This window comes from Leptotrichia sp. HMT-225 (genome assembly GCF_030644325.1).
Classification (GTDB): Bacteria; Fusobacteriota; Fusobacteriia; order Fusobacteriales; family Leptotrichiaceae; genus Leptotrichia; species Leptotrichia massiliensis.
Map to the genome: position 1 here is coordinate 1,987,526 of NZ_CP130323.1, position 21,023 is coordinate 2,008,548.

Sequence of the window (21,023 nt, forward strand, 5' to 3'; positions counted from 1 at the left end):
CTAATTTTTATTAATCTGACTCTAAACACTTTCAGGCATATTCAAACTTTGAGTAATAAATGCAATAAATACAGCTGTAATTTTATTATCTCGTTTATTTCTAAAAAACAGCCCTCCATCAGAATACGAAGCATCATTTTTCCTAAATTTATCTGTGCTTCCCTGATTCATATGAATATCATGCAACCCCTTCCCGTTCGCATAAAGCCTTCCAAACGCAATCACTTCATATTCATCATTATTCATAGCCTGCACAACATTCTTCTCAATAATCCCAGTCAAGTAAATACTTGTTACATCAAACCCCTTCATCTGTATCATCTTTTCGTGTGGAAAAAGTTTCATTCTAATATAATCCAGATATAAACCCTTGTGACATTCTGTAATACCATTTTTTTGCAATAGCATTTTACGGACAATTCGCTTTCGGCAACTATAACTCTCATCATAATAAACCTTCAAATTGGAAGAAACTATCTCGTTCATCTTCTCATAAATACTCCCAATATTAACCGCCAAATCAAATCTTTTCCCAGCATCATCCATCGCTACAATATGATAATGTGCCCTTTTATCAAAGTCGTACCATTTATCTATAACTTTTCCTCGAAACATCACATATTTTTCCATATTTTCCTCTATTTTAAAGTGATATTATTATATATTTAATCTCTCATTATAAGTATAACATATTTTTTACGAAAGAAAAGGGATTGGAGATTTTATTAAATAAATTTTTTAAAATTACAACCAAAAAAATAACCGCTATATTTTACAACAACGATTATTTAAAAAATTAAATTTCTTTATTCTTTTACGGGAACATGATATCCCAGTAAATTATCAACTAAATAACATGTTCCTATATTTTTTAAAATTTGATTCTTTCTTTTTAAAATAACTGCTCTTTTATTTTCAGGAATATAGATATATGTTGGTTCTCTAGAGATACCTAATGCCCAGGATACTTTATCTTTTTTATTCATTCTTTTTTGTTTTTTTGCTATTATTATATCTCCAGACACATGTACTAATGAATAAAAAATTTCATAAGGACGTTTAGCTTCATAATATTTCATCGTATTACTATCATAAAGAAATAATTTTATGCCTTCTTTTTTTAGTAATTTATTTACTTTTAAATAATAACTTTTTTCCACATTTTCTGAAGAAAATAGACATTCATCTTTTGCTTCATGAAAATAATAATTATATATAGTTACCAAAAAAAATATAATTATTATAATAAAAAATATTTTCACTTTTAATTTCAAAAATATCACCTTCTTTTTTATTTTCTTTTGTAGTATTAAAAAATTAATATCACAATTAATTTCTACTCATAATTTTAGAAATTAAAAGACTTTCTTGTAATTACTTTAAAATCTATATATCTATTCAACAACTTCATTTAGGATTACAAGTCCCTATTTTATTATGTTTCTTGCTATTATTATATCACATTTCTACTTATTCGTACATTCTCTTTTCAAATCTTTCATTTTGTATATATTTTTCAATATCGTGTGAAACAATTCCCTTTTCTACTGTTAAAAATGCTCATCTTTTTTTCCACACAGCTTCTTAAATTTCGCAATTTCATAAAAAGAGCCACAAACCACTATCGCCTTATACCGACTATTCTTTTCCAAAACCATCTGTTTTGCTTGATTATAGGCATCTAAAATATTGTCTTCAAAAATAATATTATTTGTCAAAATATTTACATTTTCCAAATTTTTCTTTATTTCATTGGCAGAAAGTCCGTAAGTAACGTCTTTTAAAGACGTTATAAAAATTTTGTAATTTTTTTCCAAAATTTTCTCAAAAATATTTGCAATGTCCTTTGTTCCAAGTATCGAAAGAATAAAAATCACTTCATCGTTTTTAAAAAGTTCATTCAAATTTTCCACAAGAACTCGTACAGAATCATCATTATGAGCCACATCCAGTATTGTAGCTGGATTTTGTGAAAAAATCTCAAATCGCCCAGCCAGCGAAATTTCATCAAGCCCTTTTTGAATAACTTCATCGCTGATACCATAAATTTTAGCAATTTCGTAAGCAATCAAAAAATTATTTGCCTGAAATTTTCCAAAAAGTGGCAATATAAATATTTTTTCTAGATTATGTTTATTTTTTTTATCTTCAATATTTTCAAATTCTTCCAATTTTTCACTTTCCAAAATTTTCACAGTTGTCTTATAATTTTGTGTATCCAGTTCGACTTGTAAATTCTCATACTTTTTCAAGACATTTACCGAATTATCAGTTTCCTTTTTTACAGCATTCTCCAATTCAGCCAAATTCTGAGCATAAATGCATAACTGTCCGTCCTTTATAATCCCAGCTTTCCTGTCTGCAATCTTTTCAAGTGAATTTCCCAAAAGACTGACGTGATCAAAACTCACATTTGTTATAACCGCAATTGCTGAATTTACAACATTTGTAGCGTCATATCTTCCACCAAGACCAGTTTCCAAAAATATAAAGTCAGGATTTTTTGCCTCAAAATAAAGTAAAGCCATAAAAGTCGTTATCTCAAAAAAATTTATCTGCAATGAATTTTTTTCCAAAATATCCATAACAGCTTCATAATACTTCACAACATCCTCATCAGAAATCATTTCTTTATCTACTAAAATTCTCTCATTAAACCGTAAAATATGTGGCGAAGTAAACTTTGCAACAGAATATCCTGCCGCAAAAAAAATACCCTCTAAAAATGTAGCTGTCGAACCTTTCCCATTCGTTCCTGCAATATGAACAATTTTCTTATTTTTACACGGTTCTCCCAGCAACTCATAAATTTTTCTCAACTTTTCATTATTTTGTTTCAAAGATTCATTGGTTATTCTTTTATTAATTGTTCTCATATTAAAAATTTTTTCTAAAACTTCATCTATTCTCATATTTATATTTATTTTAATAATTAAAAATTTCTCCTTTCAATCAATTATAATAAATCTTCTTTAAAATTATTTAATTTTATCAGTTTGATATTAAAAAATTTGTATCTAATCCTACCACTTGTTTAAATAACGAAATTTATGAAAAATAAAAAGCCAGCCTAATGCTAACTCTTTATTAATAATTTTATATTCCTATTGGTAATTTTTATCATTTTTTTATTTATAGTGTTTCCAAATACGTAGTCAATGAAGTTGCTTTACGTCCCAGCACTTTTTCAATGTCATTTGAAATACCAGCTTGCTCACCTTCAGCGATTGCAGTGTAAGTCGAAACCCACGAATCATATTCCCATTGCTCGGCTTTCCAGATTTTACGTGATTCATAAGCCTCATCTACTGTTTCAGGAATATATTTAATTTCTTTACCCAAATATTTAATTGCAAGTTTTGTAATTTCCTCCATTGTCAATTCTTCAGATCCTGTCATATTCAAAGTCTGATTTTCCCATTTTTCTGGATTTTCCAAAATTTTAGCAGCCACTTCTGACACATCCGAACGCACCACAGCCGAAACTTTACCATTTCCAGCAGGCCCTTTTATTTCACCGTACTCTCTGCACATATCCACAAAGAAATCCGCATAAAAATTATCTCTCAAAAATGTATATTTAAAGCCATTTTCTTTAATGTATTCCTCAGTTGCATAATGATCTCTTCCCAATGTAAATATCGAATTTTTTGAAGCATTGTAAAACGAAAGATAAACAATGTGCGACACTCCAGCTGTTTTAGCAGAATCAATAAAATCTTTATGCTGCTGAACACGGTCAGGATTTTCAGAACCCGACACCATAAAAAGCACATCAATCCCTTCAAGCGATTTTATAGTATCTTCTGACTTGTCGTAACTTGATTTAAAAACATCAGAAAATCCCATTTTTTCAGCTTTTTCCTTATTTCTAGCCAAATTTCTCACTTTTATGCCATTTTCTTTGCATAATCTTGAAACCATGCCACCCAAATTTCCTGTCACTCCAGTTACTGCTATTTTAGCCATTTTATTTTCTCCTCTTTTTCCATTTATCCCTTTATAACAATATTAACCAGTTTATTAGGCACAACAATTACCTTGATAACTTCTTTTCCATCAACAAATTTTTGAACTTTTTCTGAAGAAAATGCTAATTTTTCAGCGTCATCTTTTGAAATTCCAATTTGTGCAGGAACCATATCTCTAACTTTTCCATTTACTTGTAAAACCAAGTTAAAGTTGTTTTCCACAGTTAATTTTTCATCAAATGTTGGCCATTCTTGCTCAAAAGTAAGAGTTGTATTTCCTAAATCACTCCATAATTCATCCGCCACGTGCGGTGCAAAAGGTGCAATTAATAAGATCACTTTTTCAAGAACTTCGTGCCATACTTTTTTACTTTCTGACGAAATGTCGTTTTTGTCAATTACATTTTGCTTGTAAGTTGTCATATCGTTTAGAAGTTCCATTATTGCAGCGATTGCTGTGTTAAAGTGGAAATCGTCCTCAATACTGTCTGTAACCTTTTTTACTGTCTGATGTAATTTTTTCTGAATTTCCTTGTCTTTTTCACTTCTTGCATCTAAATTAATTCCATAATTATCTTCCTTTGTTGCATTTTTATAAGCAAAATCAGCTGTTGATGAAATTAGCAGATAAAGTCTATTTATGAATCTGTAAGCCCCTGCAAGTCCGTTCATATTCCATTCCAGCTCTTTTTCAGGCGGTGCAGCAAATAATGTAAACACTCTTGAAGAGTCAGCTCCGTATTCCTTCACGATTTCTTCTGGATCTACTCCATTATTTTTAGATTTACTCATTTTTTCAACTTTTGTTGCCAATTCTTCTTCAGTTTCCTTAGAAACAGGCTTCCCATCCTTCATTTCCACTTCTCTTGGGAACAAGTATCTTCTTTCATTTTGAGAATAGTAAGAAGGCCCTAAAACCATTCCTTGTGTCAAAAGACGTTTAAATGGCTCATTTGTGTCAACATATCCTAAATCTCTTAATGATTTGTGGAAAAATCTCGCATAAAGCAAGTGCATTACCGCATGCTCAATTCCACCGATATATTGGTGAACTGGAGTCCAGTTATCTGCATCTTCCTTTTTAAACGGCTCTTTATCATTGTGAGAATCCAAATATCTCAAGTAATACCACGAAGAATCAACGAAAGTATCCATTGTGTCAGTTTCTCTTCTACCTTTTTTCCCATTTGGCAAAATCACATTTTTAAATTCCTCAGAAGTTTCAAGTGGATTTCCTTTTCCGCTAAACTCAATGTCTGTAGGTAGTTTCACAGGCAAGTTTACTTCCTCTTCCAAATAAATATTTCCATCTTCATCATAAATCACAGGAATTGGAGTTCCCCAGTATCTTTGTCTACTGATTAGCCAGTCATGAAGCCTATAATTTACTGTTTTCTTACCTAGTCCAATTTTTTCCAATTTTTCAGTAATTTTCTCTTTTGCTTCATTACTATTTAATCCGTTAAATTCTTCTGAATTTACTAATACTCCTGAATTTACCAAGGCATTTTCCATTTTTTCAACAGAAACTTCTTCCAAATTTCCATTTTTATCAACAGGATTTACAACAATTTTCAAATCCAGATTATATTTTTTAGAAAACTGAAAATCTCTTTCATCATGTGCCGGCACTGCCATTACTGCTCCAGTCCCATAATCCATTAACACATAATTTGCAATCCATAACTGCACTTTTTCACCATTCACAGGATTAATCACATAAAGTCCAGAAAATACTCCTTCTTTTTCCTTATCTTCCGCTGTACGTGCAATTTTATCCTCATTTATCATTCTTTCAACAGCTTCTCTTATCGAAGGATTTTCTTTCAAAATAATTTCCTCAACCAACGGATGTTCTGGTGCAACAGTTGCATACGTAACCCCATAAAGCGTATCAGGTCTTGTTGTAAACACAGAAATCACAACTTCTCCATTATCATTCAATTTTAAATGTGAATTTCCATCATTTTCAAATTTATAATCTAAAATAAAGTCAACTTCAGATCCTGTTGATTTTCCAATCCAGTTTTTCTGCATTGTCAATACTTGCTCTGGCCAATGTCCTCTAAGTTCCTCATGCCCCTGCAGCAATTCTTCTGCATATTCTGTAATTTTAAAGTACCATTGCGACAACTCCTTTTGAATAACATCAGTTTTACCGTGACGCCAGCATTTCCCACCTTCAACCTGCTCATTCGCAAGTACGGTATTACAGTCTGGACACCAGTTTACATAAGACTTTTTCTTGTAAACAAGCCCTTTTTTATACATTTCAATAAAAAATTTCTGATTCCACTTATAGTATTCTGGAGTATAAGTACTAAGTTCCCTGTTCCAGTCATAAGAAAGCCCCATAAGCTTCATCTGCCTTCTCATATTGTCAATGTTCGCTTTAGTCCATTTCCCAGGATGTGCACCATTGTCAATCGCGGCATTTTCCGCAGGCAATCCAAAACTGTCCCATCCAAACGGATGCAGCACATTAAACCCTTTCATCTTCTTGTATCTTGCAATCGCATCTCCAATCGCATAATTTCTCAAATGCCCAACATGAAGCTTTCCAGATGGATATGCAAACATCTCAAGCACATAATAATTCTCTTTCCCCTCAATCTTATTTTCCGATTTAAAAACATCCTCTTCAAACCACTTATCCTGCCACTTTTTTTCAATTTCCGACGGTTTGTATTCCTTTATCATTGTTTTCCTCCATTTTTTTCAGTATTTATAATTTTGATACTTTTTATTTCATGTCTTAGTAATATATAATGTAATTATTGTACTATATTTTAGTTTTTTTGACAATTAATTTTATTTTATCTTCTATAGCTTTAAATATAATTTATTTTTAATTTATTTTTTCTCTCCAATCATCTAATCTTTCTGACATAACATATACAACATTCAATAATTGAAAAAATTCTAACTCAGTTATTTCTTTTTCATACATACCATGTAATAACATATTTCTGTTTAATTTTTTATTACTAAAATCATTTGCATTTTCAAAAAATTTTTCTAGCCAAATGATTAAACTGTAATCTAGGATATATTCTAAACTCCACGATTCATCACTTTTATTATTTATTTCTTTTGAAACATTGTTTCCAATTTTTCTTCTATTTTCTTTTTTCTCTTGAATTTTTATCAAAGCCCCATCAATCATAGTTGCCAACACCATTACACCCACATAATAATTTTTACTTTTATAACATTCTAATACAGATTTAAAAGCATTATTTTTAAAAAATTTTGATTTAAAAACTTTTTGATTTATTTCTTCATTTTTTAAATTTTTCTTAACTTCCTCCATCAAATAAAGATTATCCTTTTCAGTATCATTAGATTTTGAGAAAAATAAAGTTTGTATTTCTACATAACGTAAACTTAAAACTATTATCCAATTTTTTTCTACCCAGCATTCAAGATTCTTTTTTATATTATTCGGAATTTTATTATCTAATATTAATAATTTTCTTTCTAAAAGTTTATTGACATCTTTTATTCTATCTAAAAAATTTTTTGGAACTAAATTCGATATTTCTTTTGCCCGTTTCAATTTTTCTTTATACATCTTTTCATTTTTTAAATTTTCTATCATATAAGGTGGTACAATTTGTAATACTTTTGCTCTTAATTTTATTTCTTCTTTCCAATTTGTTCCATACATCTTTTTTATATATTCTTCATACTCTTTTTCATCCAAAAAAATTTCTCCTTCCTTCCCCTATCTCTCAAAAAATTTAACCTCTGATAATGACATTCCCATATTTTTACCTTTACTACACATTTCCCTAAGTTGAATTACCCCTTTACTATTCCCTATAAAATTACAAAAATAATAACAGTACTTGTTCTCAAAGTTAATGAATTTATTACTTGAAAATTCCTTTGCCAATAATTTCGTTTCTTTATTTTTCTGGCTCTTTAATTTTTTATTATGTTCTGAAAAAAATAGAACTGGCATATTCACTATCTTTTCAGGAAATTTAAAATTTCTACTTTCTTCTCTATATTTTAAATACAGAATCTCAAAAATAAAATTTAACATTTTAATAGAAGAAATATATTTTTTAAATATTTCTGTATCATCAGGTCTTTTCGATTTTAATTCGATGTGGAAAAGATAATAATTTTGAGCATTTACTTCCTGTACTAAAATTACTGAATCTACGGATTTACATATTTCACCATTAAAGTAGGGAAAAATATTAATTATGTTTTCCCTTTTTTCCAAATTATTAATGTCAAAAGTTATTTGAAGCACTCTATAATGTTTTTTATCAAAATATACTTTTACTTCTTTTAATTTTGCATCATCTTTAGATTCTTTTATTTTTACATTATTATTTTCAGATACAGTAAAAAAATTTTTATGCAATGCAGTTTTACAATAATCAAAAAAATTATTATTTTCAAGTATCATTTTTCCTCCGCATAAAACAACAAAGTCTGATAAAGATTATCCGTTTCCTCAAGAACACCATTAAATGTTTCTATTTCAAATTCTCCATCATTTTCTTTAATTTTTTCAACAGTTTTATTGTGTAAATGAAATACATTTATATCGCTACTTTTTAAACCATACTCTTCGTTAAGTTGATATTCTTTCATTTCTTCTTTACTGATTTTATTTTTAACTTTTTCAAATAAAAGCATATTATCAATTTCCTCACTAATAATTGGACTATGTGTGCTTATTACAAATTTTATTCCTTGTTTTGATAAATAATTTATGAGTTTCATTATTTTTCTCTGATTTTCAGGATGTAAATTTAATTCAATTTCATCAATGAAAATAATATCTCTTTCCATTGCGAAGTATTTTAAATACAAGTAAAATCCTGTTAATGTTTTTACTGTTGAAGAAACCATTCCTATATCTATTATTTTGTTCTCATTCATTTTAAACATTATGTTGTCTTCTGAATCAATTATTACTTCTCCACCTAATATTTCTTTTAATTCTGTATCTAATTTTTTATAAATATCTAGTTCTGTTAACCCTTTTGAACGATCAGAAATAGAATTTAAAAATTTTATATAATCATTCACAGGTTCAGAATATCTTGAAATTTTTCCTATATTTTTACTATTTTCCAATTCTAATTCTCTTAAAACATCACTTCTTTCTTCCAATAACTGTTTATAAAATAAAACTGCACCACTTCTTTCAGCAGGAAAAGAGTGAATTTTATAAATTTTTTGAAAAAATTTTATATGTAAAAAATACCCAAATATAATTTGTTTTGCTTCTTCTTCTTCAATTTTCGGATTATATGTTATATATCTTTTTCCTTTATTTTCATCATAATCTTCCATAAGATATTCTATTTCATCTTCAGATTTTTTTAATTTAATAATTTTTCTCATCTCTCTAAAATATATTATCGTATCGTCATCTAATTTTTTAAATTCTAAAATTTCATCACTTAAATCCATTTCTATTTCAAAGTCCTTAAAAGTATCTTTTGAAGTATGGAAAACTTTAGGAAGAGTATCTTTTATTTCCTTTTCATATTTCTTTTCAAAATAATCTTTTATTATTTCATAATCTGAATCAGATAATCTATCTTTAAACCTGATTCCAACTACTTCATACATTTTTATATTCTGTCTTTCTCTCACTTTAAAATATGTATACAACAAATTACTCAAATAAGTCTTTCCTGTATTATTCTTCCCAATTATCAAATTAATTCCTTTTAAATCATTAAAATCTATCTCTCCACTTTCAATAGGACCTAAATTTTTAAATTTTATTTTCATATTCCTCTCCAATCATTATTCCTTCCCATCCCAATAAATCACAACTACATTCATCTCAAATTTATCCTCAACCTTCACCATTTCTTTTGCTAAAAGTTCCAAAATTCTCTCATTTTCATAAGACAAATTTTCTCCAACAAAAATAATAGCCTCTTCCATGCCATTCTCAATAAGTATTTCTGCTATTTTTTGAGGTGTATTTTTGTTATCTGTTAAAAGTCCGATTTTACCAAATTCACGCAATTTTTGAACATACTCAACTTCTCGTCCGTGAACACTTGATATAAAAGCATCATTCCAATATTCAGAAACTCTTGCAAACATATATTGGATCGAAGAAATTCCAGGTATTACGTTAAGTTCCTTTGCATCAAAATGTTTTCTCATAAATGTTAGCATGCTATAAAAACCTGTATCACCAGACAAGATTAGCGATATTTTTTTATTTCGATTTTCTTCGATAAAATCTAAAACTCTTTGCAAATCAGCATTAATATAACAATATTCCTTATTTTCTGCATATTTTCCAAGACTTTCGATATGTCTTTTTCCACCAATTATTATATCTGATTTTTCAATTTCTTTTAATACAACTGGCAAAGTATAGTCCAAATTTCCCGGTCCTAAACCGAGTACATTTATTTTATTTTTCATTCTCATTTTCTCCTATGTAAATTTTATATTATTATTTTTTGTTTTTATATGTTTATTATACCCCAAATACTTGAAAATTTAAAGAAAAATATAGTAAATCACTTTAAAAACAAACTTTAAAATTATAGCTATTCTACTCAAATATTAGTATAGTTTAATTTATTAATTTCGCACAAGTATATTTTTTAAAATCAATATTTGACAAATAACTTTCTCAAGATATAATTTATTATAAGGAGGTTTTATGGATAATCAAAAAAAATATATAATCGCTCTAGATCAAGGAACAACTAGTTCACGTGCAATTATTTTTGATAAAAATCTGAACACTATTGGGAAAGCTCAAAAAGAATTTACACAGATTTTTCCACAGCCGGGGTGGGTTGAACATAATGCTATGGAAATATGGGCAAGCCAGCGTTCCATTCTTACCGAAGTTATCGCACAATCTGGAATCTCTCTAAAGGATGTAGCGGCAATCGGAATTACAAATCAAAGGGAAACTGTAATCGTGTGGGATAAAAATACTGGTGAACCTGTTTATAACGCAATTGTCTGGCAATGCAGACGAACGGCTGAAATCTGCGAAGAATTGAAAAGCCGTGGACTTGAAGATTATGTAAAGGAAAATACAGGACTGATAATTGACGCTTATTTTTCAGGGACAAAAGTGAAATGGATTCTTGACAATGTGAAAGGTGCAAGGGAAAAAGCTGAAAATGGGGAACTGCTTTTTGGAACGATTGATACTTGGCTTGTATGGAAATTGACTGGCGGAAAAGTGCATGTTACTGATTTTACAAACGCTTCCAGAACTATGCTTTTTAACATAAAAAATTTAGAATGGGACCAAAAAATTTTAAAGGAACTTAACATTCCAGAAAGTATGCTTCCAGAAGTTAGAAACTCAAGCGAAGTTTACGGAAAAACAAGAATGGGAATTACGATTGGTGAAGAAAACGGTACTTCCATTCCAATTTCAGGTATCGCTGGAGATCAGCAGGCGGCGTTGTTTGGGCAGGCTGGATTTCATACTGGAGATATAAAAAATACTTACGGAACAGGATGCTTTATGCTTATGAATACTGGGAACAAGTGCATAAAATCAAATAATGGCTTACTTACAACTATTGCCATTGGGATTGACGGGAAAGTGGAATATGCTCTGGAAGGAAGTATTTTTATTGGCGGGGCTGTTATCCAGTGGCTTCGTGACGAATTAAGATTTTTTGACAAGGCTTCTGATACAGAATATTTTGCACAGCAAGTCGATGATAACGGTGGCGTTTACTTAGTTCCAGCATTTGTTGGATTAGGCTCGCCATACTGGGATATGTACGCCCGTGGTACAATCGTTGGGCTTACCCGTGGATCTAATAAAAACCACATAATTCGTGCTGCCCTCGAATCCATCGCCTACCAGTCAAAAGACTTGATAAACGCAATGAAAGAAGATTCAGGTATTGAAATAAATTCTCTAAAAGTCGATGGTGGTGCAACAGCAAACAATTTTCTTATGCAATTTCAAAGCGATATTTTAAATACAAAAGTTTTACGTCCTGAAATTATCGAAACAACTGCATTAGGCGCCGCCTATCTGGCTGGACTTGCCGTTGGATTCTGGAAAAATAAAGAAGAAATCAAAAAAAACTGGCGTTTAAACAAGCAATTTACACCAGACTTACCTGACAATTTAAGGGAAAAATATTATATCCATTGGAAAAAGGCGGTTGAAAAAGCTAAAAGCTGGGAAGAAGATTAACAAATATAATAAATAATACAAAAAAACAGTGAAAGTCAAATTCCACTGTTTTTATTTTTAAAACTTTTCATTTTTTTATAACAATTAAATAATATTCGTTATGACTTAAATATCTTTAATATTAAATCATCCAAATGAAATAAAATAAAGGCTTAAATAGATTGTTATAAACTTGAAATCTAATTTAAAGAACTTTTATGATACATTAGTAAATGGCTCTAAACCCTATTCCTGCTCTTACATTCTTACCTTTAGTATCATATCCACCATTTACTGTAACTCCGAATCTCGTATTGTCAACACCGATATTTAAATCAAACTTACCATTTCCTCGTCTGTCCTCTTTTTCTCCTCTTATTCCAAACCAGTCAGCTGTTGTGTATCTAACTCTTCCTTTGTTGTTTATATTTCCAACTTTCCCTAGTTCATTCTCATAAGAAGCTGTTACTCCTACTGTTAAGTTTGTTCTTACTGCTAACGGTTGTACATATCTAAATTCCATTCCAACTTCTGGTTTTACTGAGAAATAATCGTTTCCTTGTATTTCTAGTCTCATTTCTCCTCTGTCTTCTTTAATGTGGAGTGTCGCCCAAAATTTAGACTATTTTTAAGCAATTTCTTTGTTTCCTTTCTTTATGCTTTCTTCATATTCATTTGGACTTGTAAATCCTATTTTACTGTGTATTCTGCTGTTATTATACCATATTTTTATATACTCGTACATTCTACTTCTTAAACTTTCTAGATTTTCAAAGTTTTCATTATGTACATATTCTTTTTTCAATGTTGCATGGAATGATTCTATACAGGCATTATCATAAGGATTTCCTTTTCTGCTGTAAGATATGCTTATGCCTTTTTTTGCACAAAATTTACGATATTCTTTACTCATATACTGGCTTCCTCTATCTGTATGTATTATGAGATTAGTTGTATCCCCTCTTTTATATATCGCCATTTTTAAGGTATCTATAACTAATTTTATATCCATAAATTTTCCAACCTTATGTGATATTATTCTTCTGCTGTGCAAATCCATTATACTTGATAAATAGCACCACCCGTCCTTTCTTGTCCAGATATATGTTATATCACTTACCCATTTTTCATTTAATTTTTCTGTATCAAAATTTCTTTTTAAAATATTTCTTGCTGTTTCTTTTATATCTTCTGATTTGTTATAATTTCTAAATTTTTTATGAATTATTGACTTTATCTGATTTTCCTTCATCAATCTTCTGACTCGTTTTATGTTTACTTCTAATCCTAATTTTCTTAGCTTTTTATGAATTCTTACTGCTCCGTAAGTTTTTCTGCTGTCTTGCCGTATTGATTTTATTATATCGTACAAAATTTTATTTTCTATATCCCTTTGTGTCTTGACCTCTTTAACCCAGTAGTAATAGCTGCTTTTTTTAATGCCTATTAAATTAATTATTCTTAATTTTGAAACATTAAACTCATTGAATAAAGTCTTTACTAATGTGTACTTGTCAACAGTTCTTATTTTTTCATCAATATGGCTGATGCCTTTTTTAATATGTCAATATCTAATTCCTTTTGTTCCAGCTCTTTTTCTAATTTTTTATTTTTATCCATTTCTTGTTGCAGTTGCCTTTTTAAGGCCATGATTTCATTTAAAGCTTCGTCAGCATTGTATTTTTATCTATGATTCCTTTAAATTCTTTTTCCCATTTTCTGATTGTTGCCGTTGCTACCCCATATTCATTTTCTAATGATTTTTTTGTTCTTCCTTCTTCCAGCAATTCTAAAATTAACATTTTAAATTCATCTGTGTACCTTTTACTTCTCTTGTTCATAATCAAATTCCTTTCCTTAACTATATTTTAACAAATAGAAAACTAGTTTTCAATTTATTTGTCCAAGATTTTGGGTACACTCCAAACATATAAAAAAGACTAAAAAAACTAACCTAATTTATATTTTCATTTATCTTTTTATATTAATCCACTATTTTCATTCCCTTTTCCTTCAATTCCCCAGCATACTTCTGAGCTGTCGTATAATCTGTAATAATCACAAGCTGATTTCCACTCTGAATTAACGTGTCTCCTCGTGCGATACTATCTTTCCCAGCCTTACGTACACTCACAATAAGAAGATTTTCAGGCAGATTCAATTCCTTAACTGTCTTATTATCAAATTCAGAATTTGCTCCTACAGGAATTAAAAGTGTTACTATTTTATCCTTTATATTTTTTTCGTCTGTCTTTATTCCAATTTCAATTTTTTTATTTTTCCACCATTTTTCTAAAATTTCCAGTCTTTTGAAACGTTTCTGCATTCTTCTTTTTTTCTTGTCTTCCTCTAAAATCTGCTTCTGAAACATATTAAAGTAAAGCCGTTCGTAAATTGGCTCCATTTTAAGCAATTCTGTAAAAATATAAGTTATTGTGCAGACAATTATTAACATATAAAGATACGAAAAATTTCCTGTCATTTCGAGAATTAACGTGATTCCCGTAATCGGAGCTCTCACAACTGCTGTAAAATAGGCAGCCATTCCAAGCAGCATAAAATGAACGATTACTTCGTTAGGAATTGCAAAATACTGATTTAATATTACTCCATATACTTTTCCTGTTAAAGCTCCTATTACAAGCATTGGCAAGAAAATCCCGCCAGGTGCTCCTGTTGCATAGCAAAGCATTGTATAAAAAAATTTCAAAGCTAAAATTATAATAAGTGTCCTTAGAATAACATCTTTCCCAAACATTTCCTCAATAAGTTCGTGTCCACCACCTGTTATTTCACTAAAAAATACGGCAATAACGTATGCCATTACCATAAACAAAGCTATTTTTACATATTTATTAATTTTTATTTTTCTATAATGTCTTTGAATAAGCAATAAAAAATAGCTGAACGCTTTTCCAGTAATTGTAATTATACCGCAGAAAACAACCGTTATAAGAGCAAATATATAATATGGTATGCCTTTTGGAAGCATAAAATTGTATTGAAAGGAAGTTTGTGAGCCTAAAATCATTCTTGAAACAAAATTTGAGGTTCCACTTGCCACAAGAGTACAAATTAACAATAACGGCGAGAAAAATTTATGCAGTTCTTCCAGCGAAAAAATAACTCCCGCAAGAGGTGCATTAAATGTTGAAGAAATCCCAGCGCTTGCCCCACATGTTACGAGATATTTCTCCTCTACTTCAGAACGTTTTGTAATTTCCTTTACTCCAGAGCCTACTAAAGACCCCAAATGAACCGAAGGTCCTTCACGCCCCATAGACATTCCAGCTCCAATTGCTAATATTCCTCCCACAAATTTTGTAACCAGTTCCCCAAACCATTTAAATTTCACTTTTTTCGTAAGCAGTCCACTAACCTGAGGAATTCCACTCCCACTAATTAACGGATATTTTGTAAGCATAAATTGCATGGCTAACCCCATAATAACAAAAACTGCTATTCCAATAAATATTTTATGAAATTCCAGATTTGTTGTAAAAAATTCCCTGAAAATCGACATTTTTTTTAACATTAATGTATATGTTCCGACAATTATTCCTGAAAAAATCCCTACTACAAAACACAATAATATAAGTACCACATTATTCCGTCTTGATTTTAGTGAATTTATATCCCTTAATTCATGTAAAACATCTTTTGCCATTTTATTTCCTTCTTCCTTTTTTATTTTCCACAAAAATATTCTTCCATATTAAAATAAAATATCTTTCCTGCCTTATTAATCAAAAATCCTGAAATTTCCATTTCTTCAGATAATTTTCCCATAATTTCATAAAATTTTTCAGGTGTCTGGTTATACATCCCTGTTGAAATAATATCACCAAAAAAGGCACTTTTTGTAATTATTCCAACTTGTTTATTTTGAGAAGGAAAACCAGTTCTGGGACTTATAATGTGTCCGTATTTTTCGTTATTTATCAAAAGATATGTATTTTTTTGATTAGAAGTGGAATAACTTGTATTTTTTATTTTTATTTCAAATAAATCATTATCTTCATTTTTTCCATTATACCCATACTTTGTTATTCTTACAGGCATTCCATCGGCATTTCTTAATATTTCTTTTTCTTCCTCAGGATTTTCAGCGATAATGCCCCATTCATCAATAGCAATGATACTGCTTCCGCCAGCATTTACAATTGCGTCCTTTATCCCAATTTTTTTCATCTCCTGAGCCATTTTTTCTATTGCATACGCCTTTATAAATGAACCCGTTATAATTTCCTGATTCTTTTCAAGTTTTACCCGCTTTTTCTTTTTATCAATAATTATCTTTTTATAATCTACAAGCCTTTTCGCTTTTTTTATTTTATCAAAAGACGGCAAAATGGGGGTTTGTTTATAAAAACCCCACAATCTTATAAGAGGCATTACTGTAATGTCATACTCTCCACCAATAATTTTTGATAAATGAATAATATTATTCAAAATACTTATGGTTTCATCATTTACTTTTACAAAATGCCCACTATTTTTATTTATTTTATCAATATACGAATTTTCAGCATAAGAATTATACTTTTCATTCACATTTTCTAAAATTCCAAATAACCTGTCAAAAACAGAATCATCATAGCTTTCAGGTATTTTAATTTTTATATCCGAATGAAATAAAAAACGTACTTGAACCTTATACATCATGTTTTCACCTAATTTCCACCTGATGAAGTCGCTTTTTCACTTGATTTAGTTTCTGTTGTTGTTTTTGAAGTTTCTGATTTTTTATTGTCTAACTTAAACTGATTTTTTGCACTTTGATTATCTTTTAAATTAGTGTTAGTTTTTTGCTGCTGTGTTGTTTTTGAAGTCTCTGGTTTTGAAGTTTGAGAATTTTCTTTTTTCTTTTGATTGTTGTCGTTCTTTGTATTCTTTTTTTCAGATACTTTACTTTGTGAATCATTATTAACTGGCTTATTTTGTGTCTGTACCGCTGGAGCTGGTTGCAGCTCAGATTGTGGAACAGATTTTATTTCTGCCATAACTTCAGTATTTTGAGCATTCTGAATTTTATTGTTCCCACCTAACGAAGTTGTTTGCTCAGCATTTTTCCCTTCCGTTCCAGTTTTTCCACCAGCAGATGAAGTTGCTTTTTTGCTACCTTTTCCTTCCTTACCTGCTCCTCCTGCTGAAGATGTAGCTTTTTCACTATTTTTACCTTCAACTACCGTTTTCCCGTTATTATTTTTTAGAAACCGTGTATAATTTCCAAAAGCAATTAATGAAATTGCGCCCAAAAATAGTATTATTTTCTTTTTATTATTCATTGTTTTCTCCCTATTTTTTCTCTACATAAATTTTAATATTTTAATTTTTTTGATTTTCTAACCAATCAAAATTTCTGCTATAAAACAAGCTAAACTTAATATCCGCTGTGGAACTTCCTTTAATTTTAAAAAATTCTCGTTATTAATTTCTAAAAACAGTATTTTTTCTATGTGTAATGTTTTTGTATATTCGCCAGGATAAAATGAATTTGTTAAAATTCTTATGTCTATATTTGTTTTTTTATCATAGTAATGGCATCCATATCCTAATCCATCATTTCCATAACTAATTTCAAAGCCAAATTTTTCAGCTTTTTTTCGCATTTTATTAACTAAAAAACCTTTTTTATTATAATCCAAAATTTCTATTTTTTCCTGATTTTTTTCTGTGATTTTGTAAACAGTCATATTAATTTGATTTATTGGCTGTTTTATTTTTTCATTTTTGAAGTTTTCTTCCCAATGTTTTTGTTCTTCTTTTGAAAGTTCTGGAAAATACAATACATTTATAAAGCTATTCTCATTTAAAGTACATTCTTGGTTTTGGGACATTTTGAAAGCCCCATTATCCATGCACCTAAATGTTTTTATTAATTTCCCATTTTCATCAATTTCTTTCCAAATAAGCTGAACTGCAAATTCTTGCATAACTGGATTTTTTATAAAAATTTCAATCCATCTTTTTGTTTTCCATTTACGTTCTAAAAACAATGCTCTCAACAAATTACTTGACTGTTCTGTTATGATTTCCTTTATCTGTTTTTTTATATATTTGACTTCTCTTCTGTACTCTTCAACTGCACTTTCTACATCATTAAACTTTTTACTTGCCTTCGGAAGACCCTTTAAGATTTTCCCTTCTTCATCATAAGCAATGATATTAGCAGGTGTACTCATAATATCAATTTTTGCCTTAATCTTTCTTTCACCATAATCAAAAGTTCTTGTTCTATCCTGTCCAAATTCAAAATTAGGAATCAAAATATCATTTAGCTCATCACGTGTAATCCCACCATTTCTCGCAATTATATCAAGTGTCTGATCAGAAGCCATTTTTATCCGTTTATCTTTGTAATTGTTTAAAAAACCTTTTACTAATATTCCAATTTCCTTCGTTTCATTTCTTAAAGCAAGAACTCTTATTCCATAAGCTGCAACTGCCACTTTATTATATTCACTGACAAGTGTGTCAATAATACTTATCATATTATCATTGATTATCTTTATATTAGAAGTAAGTATTAATGGAATAAAAATATTTTTATATTTAGGATTAAATCTATGTTCCTTCCATTTTTGAAAAATTTTTGCAATAAATTTTCTCAAATCACTTCTGTCCACTATTTCCTCAATTTTATTACAAACCTCGATAGTTTTTATATCATTTTCCAAAATATATTCTGAAATATAAAATTTCATTAACTTTTCAGGAACCTTTTCCTCACTTTTTCTTATTCTTATCATTCCGTAATCAACTAAACTACTAAATATGGCATTTTCCTCATGTTTTTTCAGACAAATATTTTCAGAATATTCAAAAATTTCTTTTGGATTTGTCAAATTTTTTAGCTCCCTTTGAGCTTCCACATTGTTCCAATATCTAATTAAATTCCTTGCAATTTGTACTGCTGGTGCAAATGTATTTTCCAGCAATTTTTCCACTTCTTTTCTTATTTCTGGTTTTTTTCTTAAAATTTTTTCGATTTTTTGTCCTGTATTTTTATCCGCTTTTAACAATAATTTTGGTAACTGAAAATAATCAAAATTATTATCCTTTGAGTATAAAATTTCCACATATTTTTCCACATTTTTCAATTCAGCGTCATTTCCAAAGCTCTTGTAAAGCTCTTTCTCATGCCTATGCAAAAATTCTATCCAAATTTTATTATTTTCATTTTCACAGCCTGTTTTGGCAATATATTCAAAATATTTTTGATTTATAAAATTAATTGATAAATTGTAATCCCACATTTCATCCAATATTAATTTCAAATCATTCATATCATAAATTACAGAATATCTCTCAAATATATCTGTAAATAAGTCTATTTTCTCTACTCCATTTACAAAAAATTGAAAAGCTTTTTTATATATTTCAGAATACTTTAATAATGAAAAAACTATCGTATCCTTCTGTACCAAAGCCTTTCCATCCTTATTTCTCAAACATTGCACTTTAATATTTTTCCAATCAATTTTATCTTTCTTCAAAAATTCAAGATTTTTAAATTCTTTTGATTTCCATTTCCAAACTTTTGGCTTAAATAATTTTTTCAAATTGCTGATTAGAATATTTTCAGCTCTTACAAGAAATTTAGATTTTTCCTTTTCACCAATTAAATCATATTTTATAAAAAAATGAAGCAAAAACAAATATATTATTTTATTCCCTTTCAAATTATCTTTGAAAAATGCTTTACTATTTATAACATTTTCTTTTATTGTATCCAAAAATAAATCATACATTTTTTTTGAATAATCAAAATTATAAAAAATAACATTTGTTCCATAATTAACGAGTAAATAAAGTTTTTGCCCATGCGAAAAAGAATATTTCTTAAAAATTCTCTTTAAATTATCAAATATTTTATTTCTATAATAATAGTTACTATTTGTCGATGAAAATTCTATTTCAGAAAACATAATAAATAATTCAATTCCTTCAAAAATAACTTTTGAAATACCTATATTCTTTTTTAACACCAAAAAAAATATCTTTTCAACATATTTTCTAGTTTTTTCCAAATTTAAAGCTTCCACATTTATAAAATATCTTGTAAAATTACCATTATCCAAATATTTTTCAAATATTTCATTTATATTATATTTATCTATCTTATTTTTTATATAATTTACAAAAATATTTTCTAATTTTCTTATTTCTTCACTATTTTTATTATCATTATTTCTAATAATTATTAAAATACCGATTTTTAATAAAAAATTATCACTATATTTTTTATAATTTTCGACATATTCATCCGCCAGATTTTCAAAATAATTCAAAAAATATTTACAACTTTCAACGAAAACTGTCTTATTTTTCATTTCTAAATTATTTTCAAAATCCTTTTTTACAAATTCTGCTGAGAAGTTTAACAGTTTAAATATTTTATATTTCAATGGAAAATTTGAAAATTGATAACTCAGTTCATTAGGAAAATTATTATACATATACCTAAAATATTTTAACAATATTTTCCCTGCTTCACTTTCAAAAAAAACGTCTTCTTCCATATAATTTTCCATTTTAAAATTATTAACAAATTTCAAACTTTTTTTATTAATATCTAAAAAATTATCTATCTCTCCATTTAAAAATTTTTTAATTTTACTGCGGTGTGAATCTTCTTCCACCTCACTAACAAGGTTTTCAATCACCTCATCTTTAATCATTATAATGCCTCCTTTTATTTTTCTTTCATAAAAACTCCCATTATATTATACAACATTTCTAATTTTTTTTCATTAATATTTTTTTTAAATTATATAAATAAAAAGAAAGAGTTATCTCATTTTATTCTGAAATAACTCTCTCAATTAAATGTATTTTTTATTTATCAGATAATAAATAATAGTTTAGTATTAAAACAGGATAAA

General features: G+C 28.6%; 17 protein-coding genes and 1 pseudogene. 1 reads left to right on the plus strand and 17 read right to left on the minus strand.

Translation table 11 applies throughout. The features are described from left to right. Positions 1-21: 21 nt before the first annotated feature. The 9 genes from QU666_RS09650 to cbiE form a co-directional block, all read right to left on the minus strand. A complete protein-coding gene (locus QU666_RS09650; protein ID WP_021768504.1) occupies positions 22-630 on the minus strand; it encodes a DUF2278 family protein in 609 nt (202 codons plus the stop codon). A 176-nt stretch (positions 631-806) separates the two neighbouring features. Then, positions 807-1,262 (minus strand): hypothetical protein, encoded by a 456-nt coding sequence (locus tag QU666_RS09655; RefSeq protein ID WP_304984816.1) that lies wholly within the window; start codon positions 1,260-1,262, stop codon positions 807-809. Positions 1,263-1,550: 288 nt separating this feature from the next. Continuing rightward, positions 1,551-2,912: a folylpolyglutamate synthase/dihydrofolate synthase family protein gene (locus tag QU666_RS09660; protein WP_021769943.1), complete on the minus strand. Its 1,362-nt coding sequence runs from the start codon at positions 2,910-2,912 to the stop codon at positions 1,551-1,553. 220 nt (positions 2,913-3,132) lie between these two features. After that, the gene (locus tag QU666_RS09665) at positions 3,133-3,969 is read right to left on the minus strand and encodes an SDR family oxidoreductase (RefSeq protein ID WP_021769944.1); all 837 of its coding nucleotides are present in this window, start codon (positions 3,967-3,969) and stop codon (positions 3,133-3,135) included. 23 nt (positions 3,970-3,992) lie between these two features. Next, positions 3,993-6,671, minus strand: coding sequence for a leucine--tRNA ligase (gene leuS / locus QU666_RS09670; protein ID WP_021769945.1), 2,679 nt, complete (start codon positions 6,669-6,671; stop codon positions 3,993-3,995). Between the two features lie 148 nt (positions 6,672-6,819). Then, a complete protein-coding gene (locus QU666_RS09675) occupies positions 6,820-7,677 on the minus strand; it encodes a hypothetical protein (RefSeq protein WP_021769946.1) in 858 nt (285 codons plus the stop codon). 21 nt (positions 7,678-7,698) lie between these two features. Next, positions 7,699-8,397: a hypothetical protein gene (locus QU666_RS09680; RefSeq protein WP_021769947.1), complete on the minus strand. Its 699-nt coding sequence runs from the start codon at positions 8,395-8,397 to the stop codon at positions 7,699-7,701. Beyond that, complete coding sequence (locus QU666_RS09685) at positions 8,394-9,740, minus strand: ATP-binding protein (protein ID WP_021769948.1); 1,347 nt, start codon at positions 9,738-9,740, stop codon at positions 8,394-8,396. The genes QU666_RS09680 and QU666_RS09685 overlap by 4 nt, the downstream gene beginning before the upstream one ends. A gap of 15 nt (positions 9,741-9,755) precedes the next feature. Then, positions 9,756-10,394, minus strand: coding sequence for a precorrin-6y C5,15-methyltransferase (decarboxylating) subunit CbiE (gene cbiE, locus QU666_RS09690; RefSeq protein ID WP_036071661.1), 639 nt, complete (start codon positions 10,392-10,394; stop codon positions 9,756-9,758). Positions 10,395-10,638: 244 nt separating this feature from the next. On the opposite strand from cbiE, the gene glpK reads away from it, so the two are divergent. Further along, the gene (gene glpK, locus QU666_RS09695; protein ID WP_021769950.1) at positions 10,639-12,156 is read left to right on the plus strand and encodes a glycerol kinase GlpK; all 1,518 of its coding nucleotides are present in this window, start codon (positions 10,639-10,641) and stop codon (positions 12,154-12,156) included. A 205-nt stretch (positions 12,157-12,361) separates the two neighbouring features. Here the strand turns inward: glpK and QU666_RS09700 are convergent. The 8 genes and pseudogenes from QU666_RS09700 to QU666_RS09735 all read right to left on the minus strand — a co-directional run. After that, positions 12,362-12,733: pseudogene (locus QU666_RS09700) on the minus strand (autotransporter domain-containing protein); the annotation flags it as partial. A gap of 30 nt (positions 12,734-12,763) precedes the next feature. After that, positions 12,764-13,696, minus strand: coding sequence for an IS3 family transposase (locus QU666_RS09705; protein ID WP_370528904.1), 933 nt, complete (start codon positions 13,694-13,696; stop codon positions 12,764-12,766). Continuing rightward, positions 13,660-13,785: a hypothetical protein gene (locus tag QU666_RS09710; RefSeq protein WP_304984818.1), complete on the minus strand. Its 126-nt coding sequence runs from the start codon at positions 13,783-13,785 to the stop codon at positions 13,660-13,662. Before QU666_RS09710 ends, QU666_RS09705 begins: the two co-directional genes overlap by 37 nt. A gap of 8 nt (positions 13,786-13,793) precedes the next feature. Continuing rightward, positions 13,794-13,976 carry a transposase gene (locus tag QU666_RS09715; protein ID WP_304984819.1) on the minus strand — a complete coding sequence of 61 codons (183 nt, stop codon included), beginning with the start codon at positions 13,974-13,976 and terminating at the stop codon, positions 13,794-13,796. A gap of 143 nt (positions 13,977-14,119) precedes the next feature. Further along, positions 14,120-15,835, minus strand: coding sequence for a ClC family H(+)/Cl(-) exchange transporter (locus QU666_RS09720; protein WP_021770090.1), 1,716 nt, complete (start codon positions 15,833-15,835; stop codon positions 14,120-14,122). Then, positions 15,823-16,800 (minus strand): FAD:protein FMN transferase, encoded by a 978-nt coding sequence (locus QU666_RS09725; protein WP_021770091.1) that lies wholly within the window; start codon positions 16,798-16,800, stop codon positions 15,823-15,825. The genes QU666_RS09720 and QU666_RS09725 overlap by 13 nt, the downstream gene beginning before the upstream one ends. A gap of 8 nt (positions 16,801-16,808) precedes the next feature. After that, positions 16,809-17,423 (minus strand): hypothetical protein, encoded by a 615-nt coding sequence (locus tag QU666_RS09730; protein ID WP_021770092.1) that lies wholly within the window; start codon positions 17,421-17,423, stop codon positions 16,809-16,811. Between the two features lie 57 nt (positions 17,424-17,480). Then, a complete protein-coding gene (locus QU666_RS09735; protein ID WP_304984820.1) occupies positions 17,481-20,819 on the minus strand; it encodes a DUF4132 domain-containing protein in 3,339 nt (1,112 codons plus the stop codon). Between the last annotated feature and the right edge of the window lie 204 nt (positions 20,820-21,023).

Excerpts from the sequence above, each read along its gene's own strand:
- QU666_RS09650 (WP_021768504.1), bottom strand. The coding sequence starts at position 630 with ATGGAAAAATATGTGATGTTTCGAGGAAAAGTTATAGATAAATGGTAC.
- QU666_RS09660 (WP_021769943.1), bottom strand. The coding sequence starts at position 2,912 with ATGAGAATAGATGAAGTTTTAGAAAAAATTTTTAATATGAGAACAATT.
- QU666_RS09665 (WP_021769944.1), bottom strand. The coding sequence starts at position 3,969 with ATGGCTAAAATAGCAGTAACTGGAGTGACAGGAAATTTGGGTGGCATG.
- leuS (WP_021769945.1), bottom strand. The coding sequence starts at position 6,671 with ATGATAAAGGAATACAAACCGTCGGAAATTGAAAAAAAGTGGCAGGAT.
- QU666_RS09680 (WP_021769947.1), bottom strand. The coding sequence starts at position 8,397 with ATGATACTTGAAAATAATAATTTTTTTGATTATTGTAAAACTGCATTG.
- QU666_RS09685 (WP_021769948.1), bottom strand. The coding sequence starts at position 9,740 with ATGAAAATAAAATTTAAAAATTTAGGTCCTATTGAAAGTGGAGAGATA.
- cbiE (WP_036071661.1), bottom strand. The coding sequence starts at position 10,394 with ATGAAAAATAAAATAAATGTACTCGGTTTAGGACCGGGAAATTTGGAC.
- glpK (WP_021769950.1), top strand. The coding sequence starts at position 10,639 with ATGGATAATCAAAAAAAATATATAATCGCTCTAGATCAAGGAACAACT.
- QU666_RS09710 (WP_304984818.1), bottom strand. The coding sequence starts at position 13,785 with ATGGCCTTAAAAAGGCAACTGCAACAAGAAATGGATAAAAATAAAAAA.
- QU666_RS09715 (WP_304984819.1), bottom strand. The coding sequence starts at position 13,976 with ATGAACAAGAGAAGTAAAAGGTACACAGATGAATTTAAAATGTTAATT.
- QU666_RS09725 (WP_021770091.1), bottom strand. The coding sequence starts at position 16,800 with ATGATGTATAAGGTTCAAGTACGTTTTTTATTTCATTCGGATATAAAA.
- QU666_RS09730 (WP_021770092.1), bottom strand. The coding sequence starts at position 17,423 with ATGAATAATAAAAAGAAAATAATACTATTTTTGGGCGCAATTTCATTA.
- QU666_RS09735 (WP_304984820.1), bottom strand. The coding sequence starts at position 20,819 with ATGATTAAAGATGAGGTGATTGAAAACCTTGTTAGTGAGGTGGAAGAA.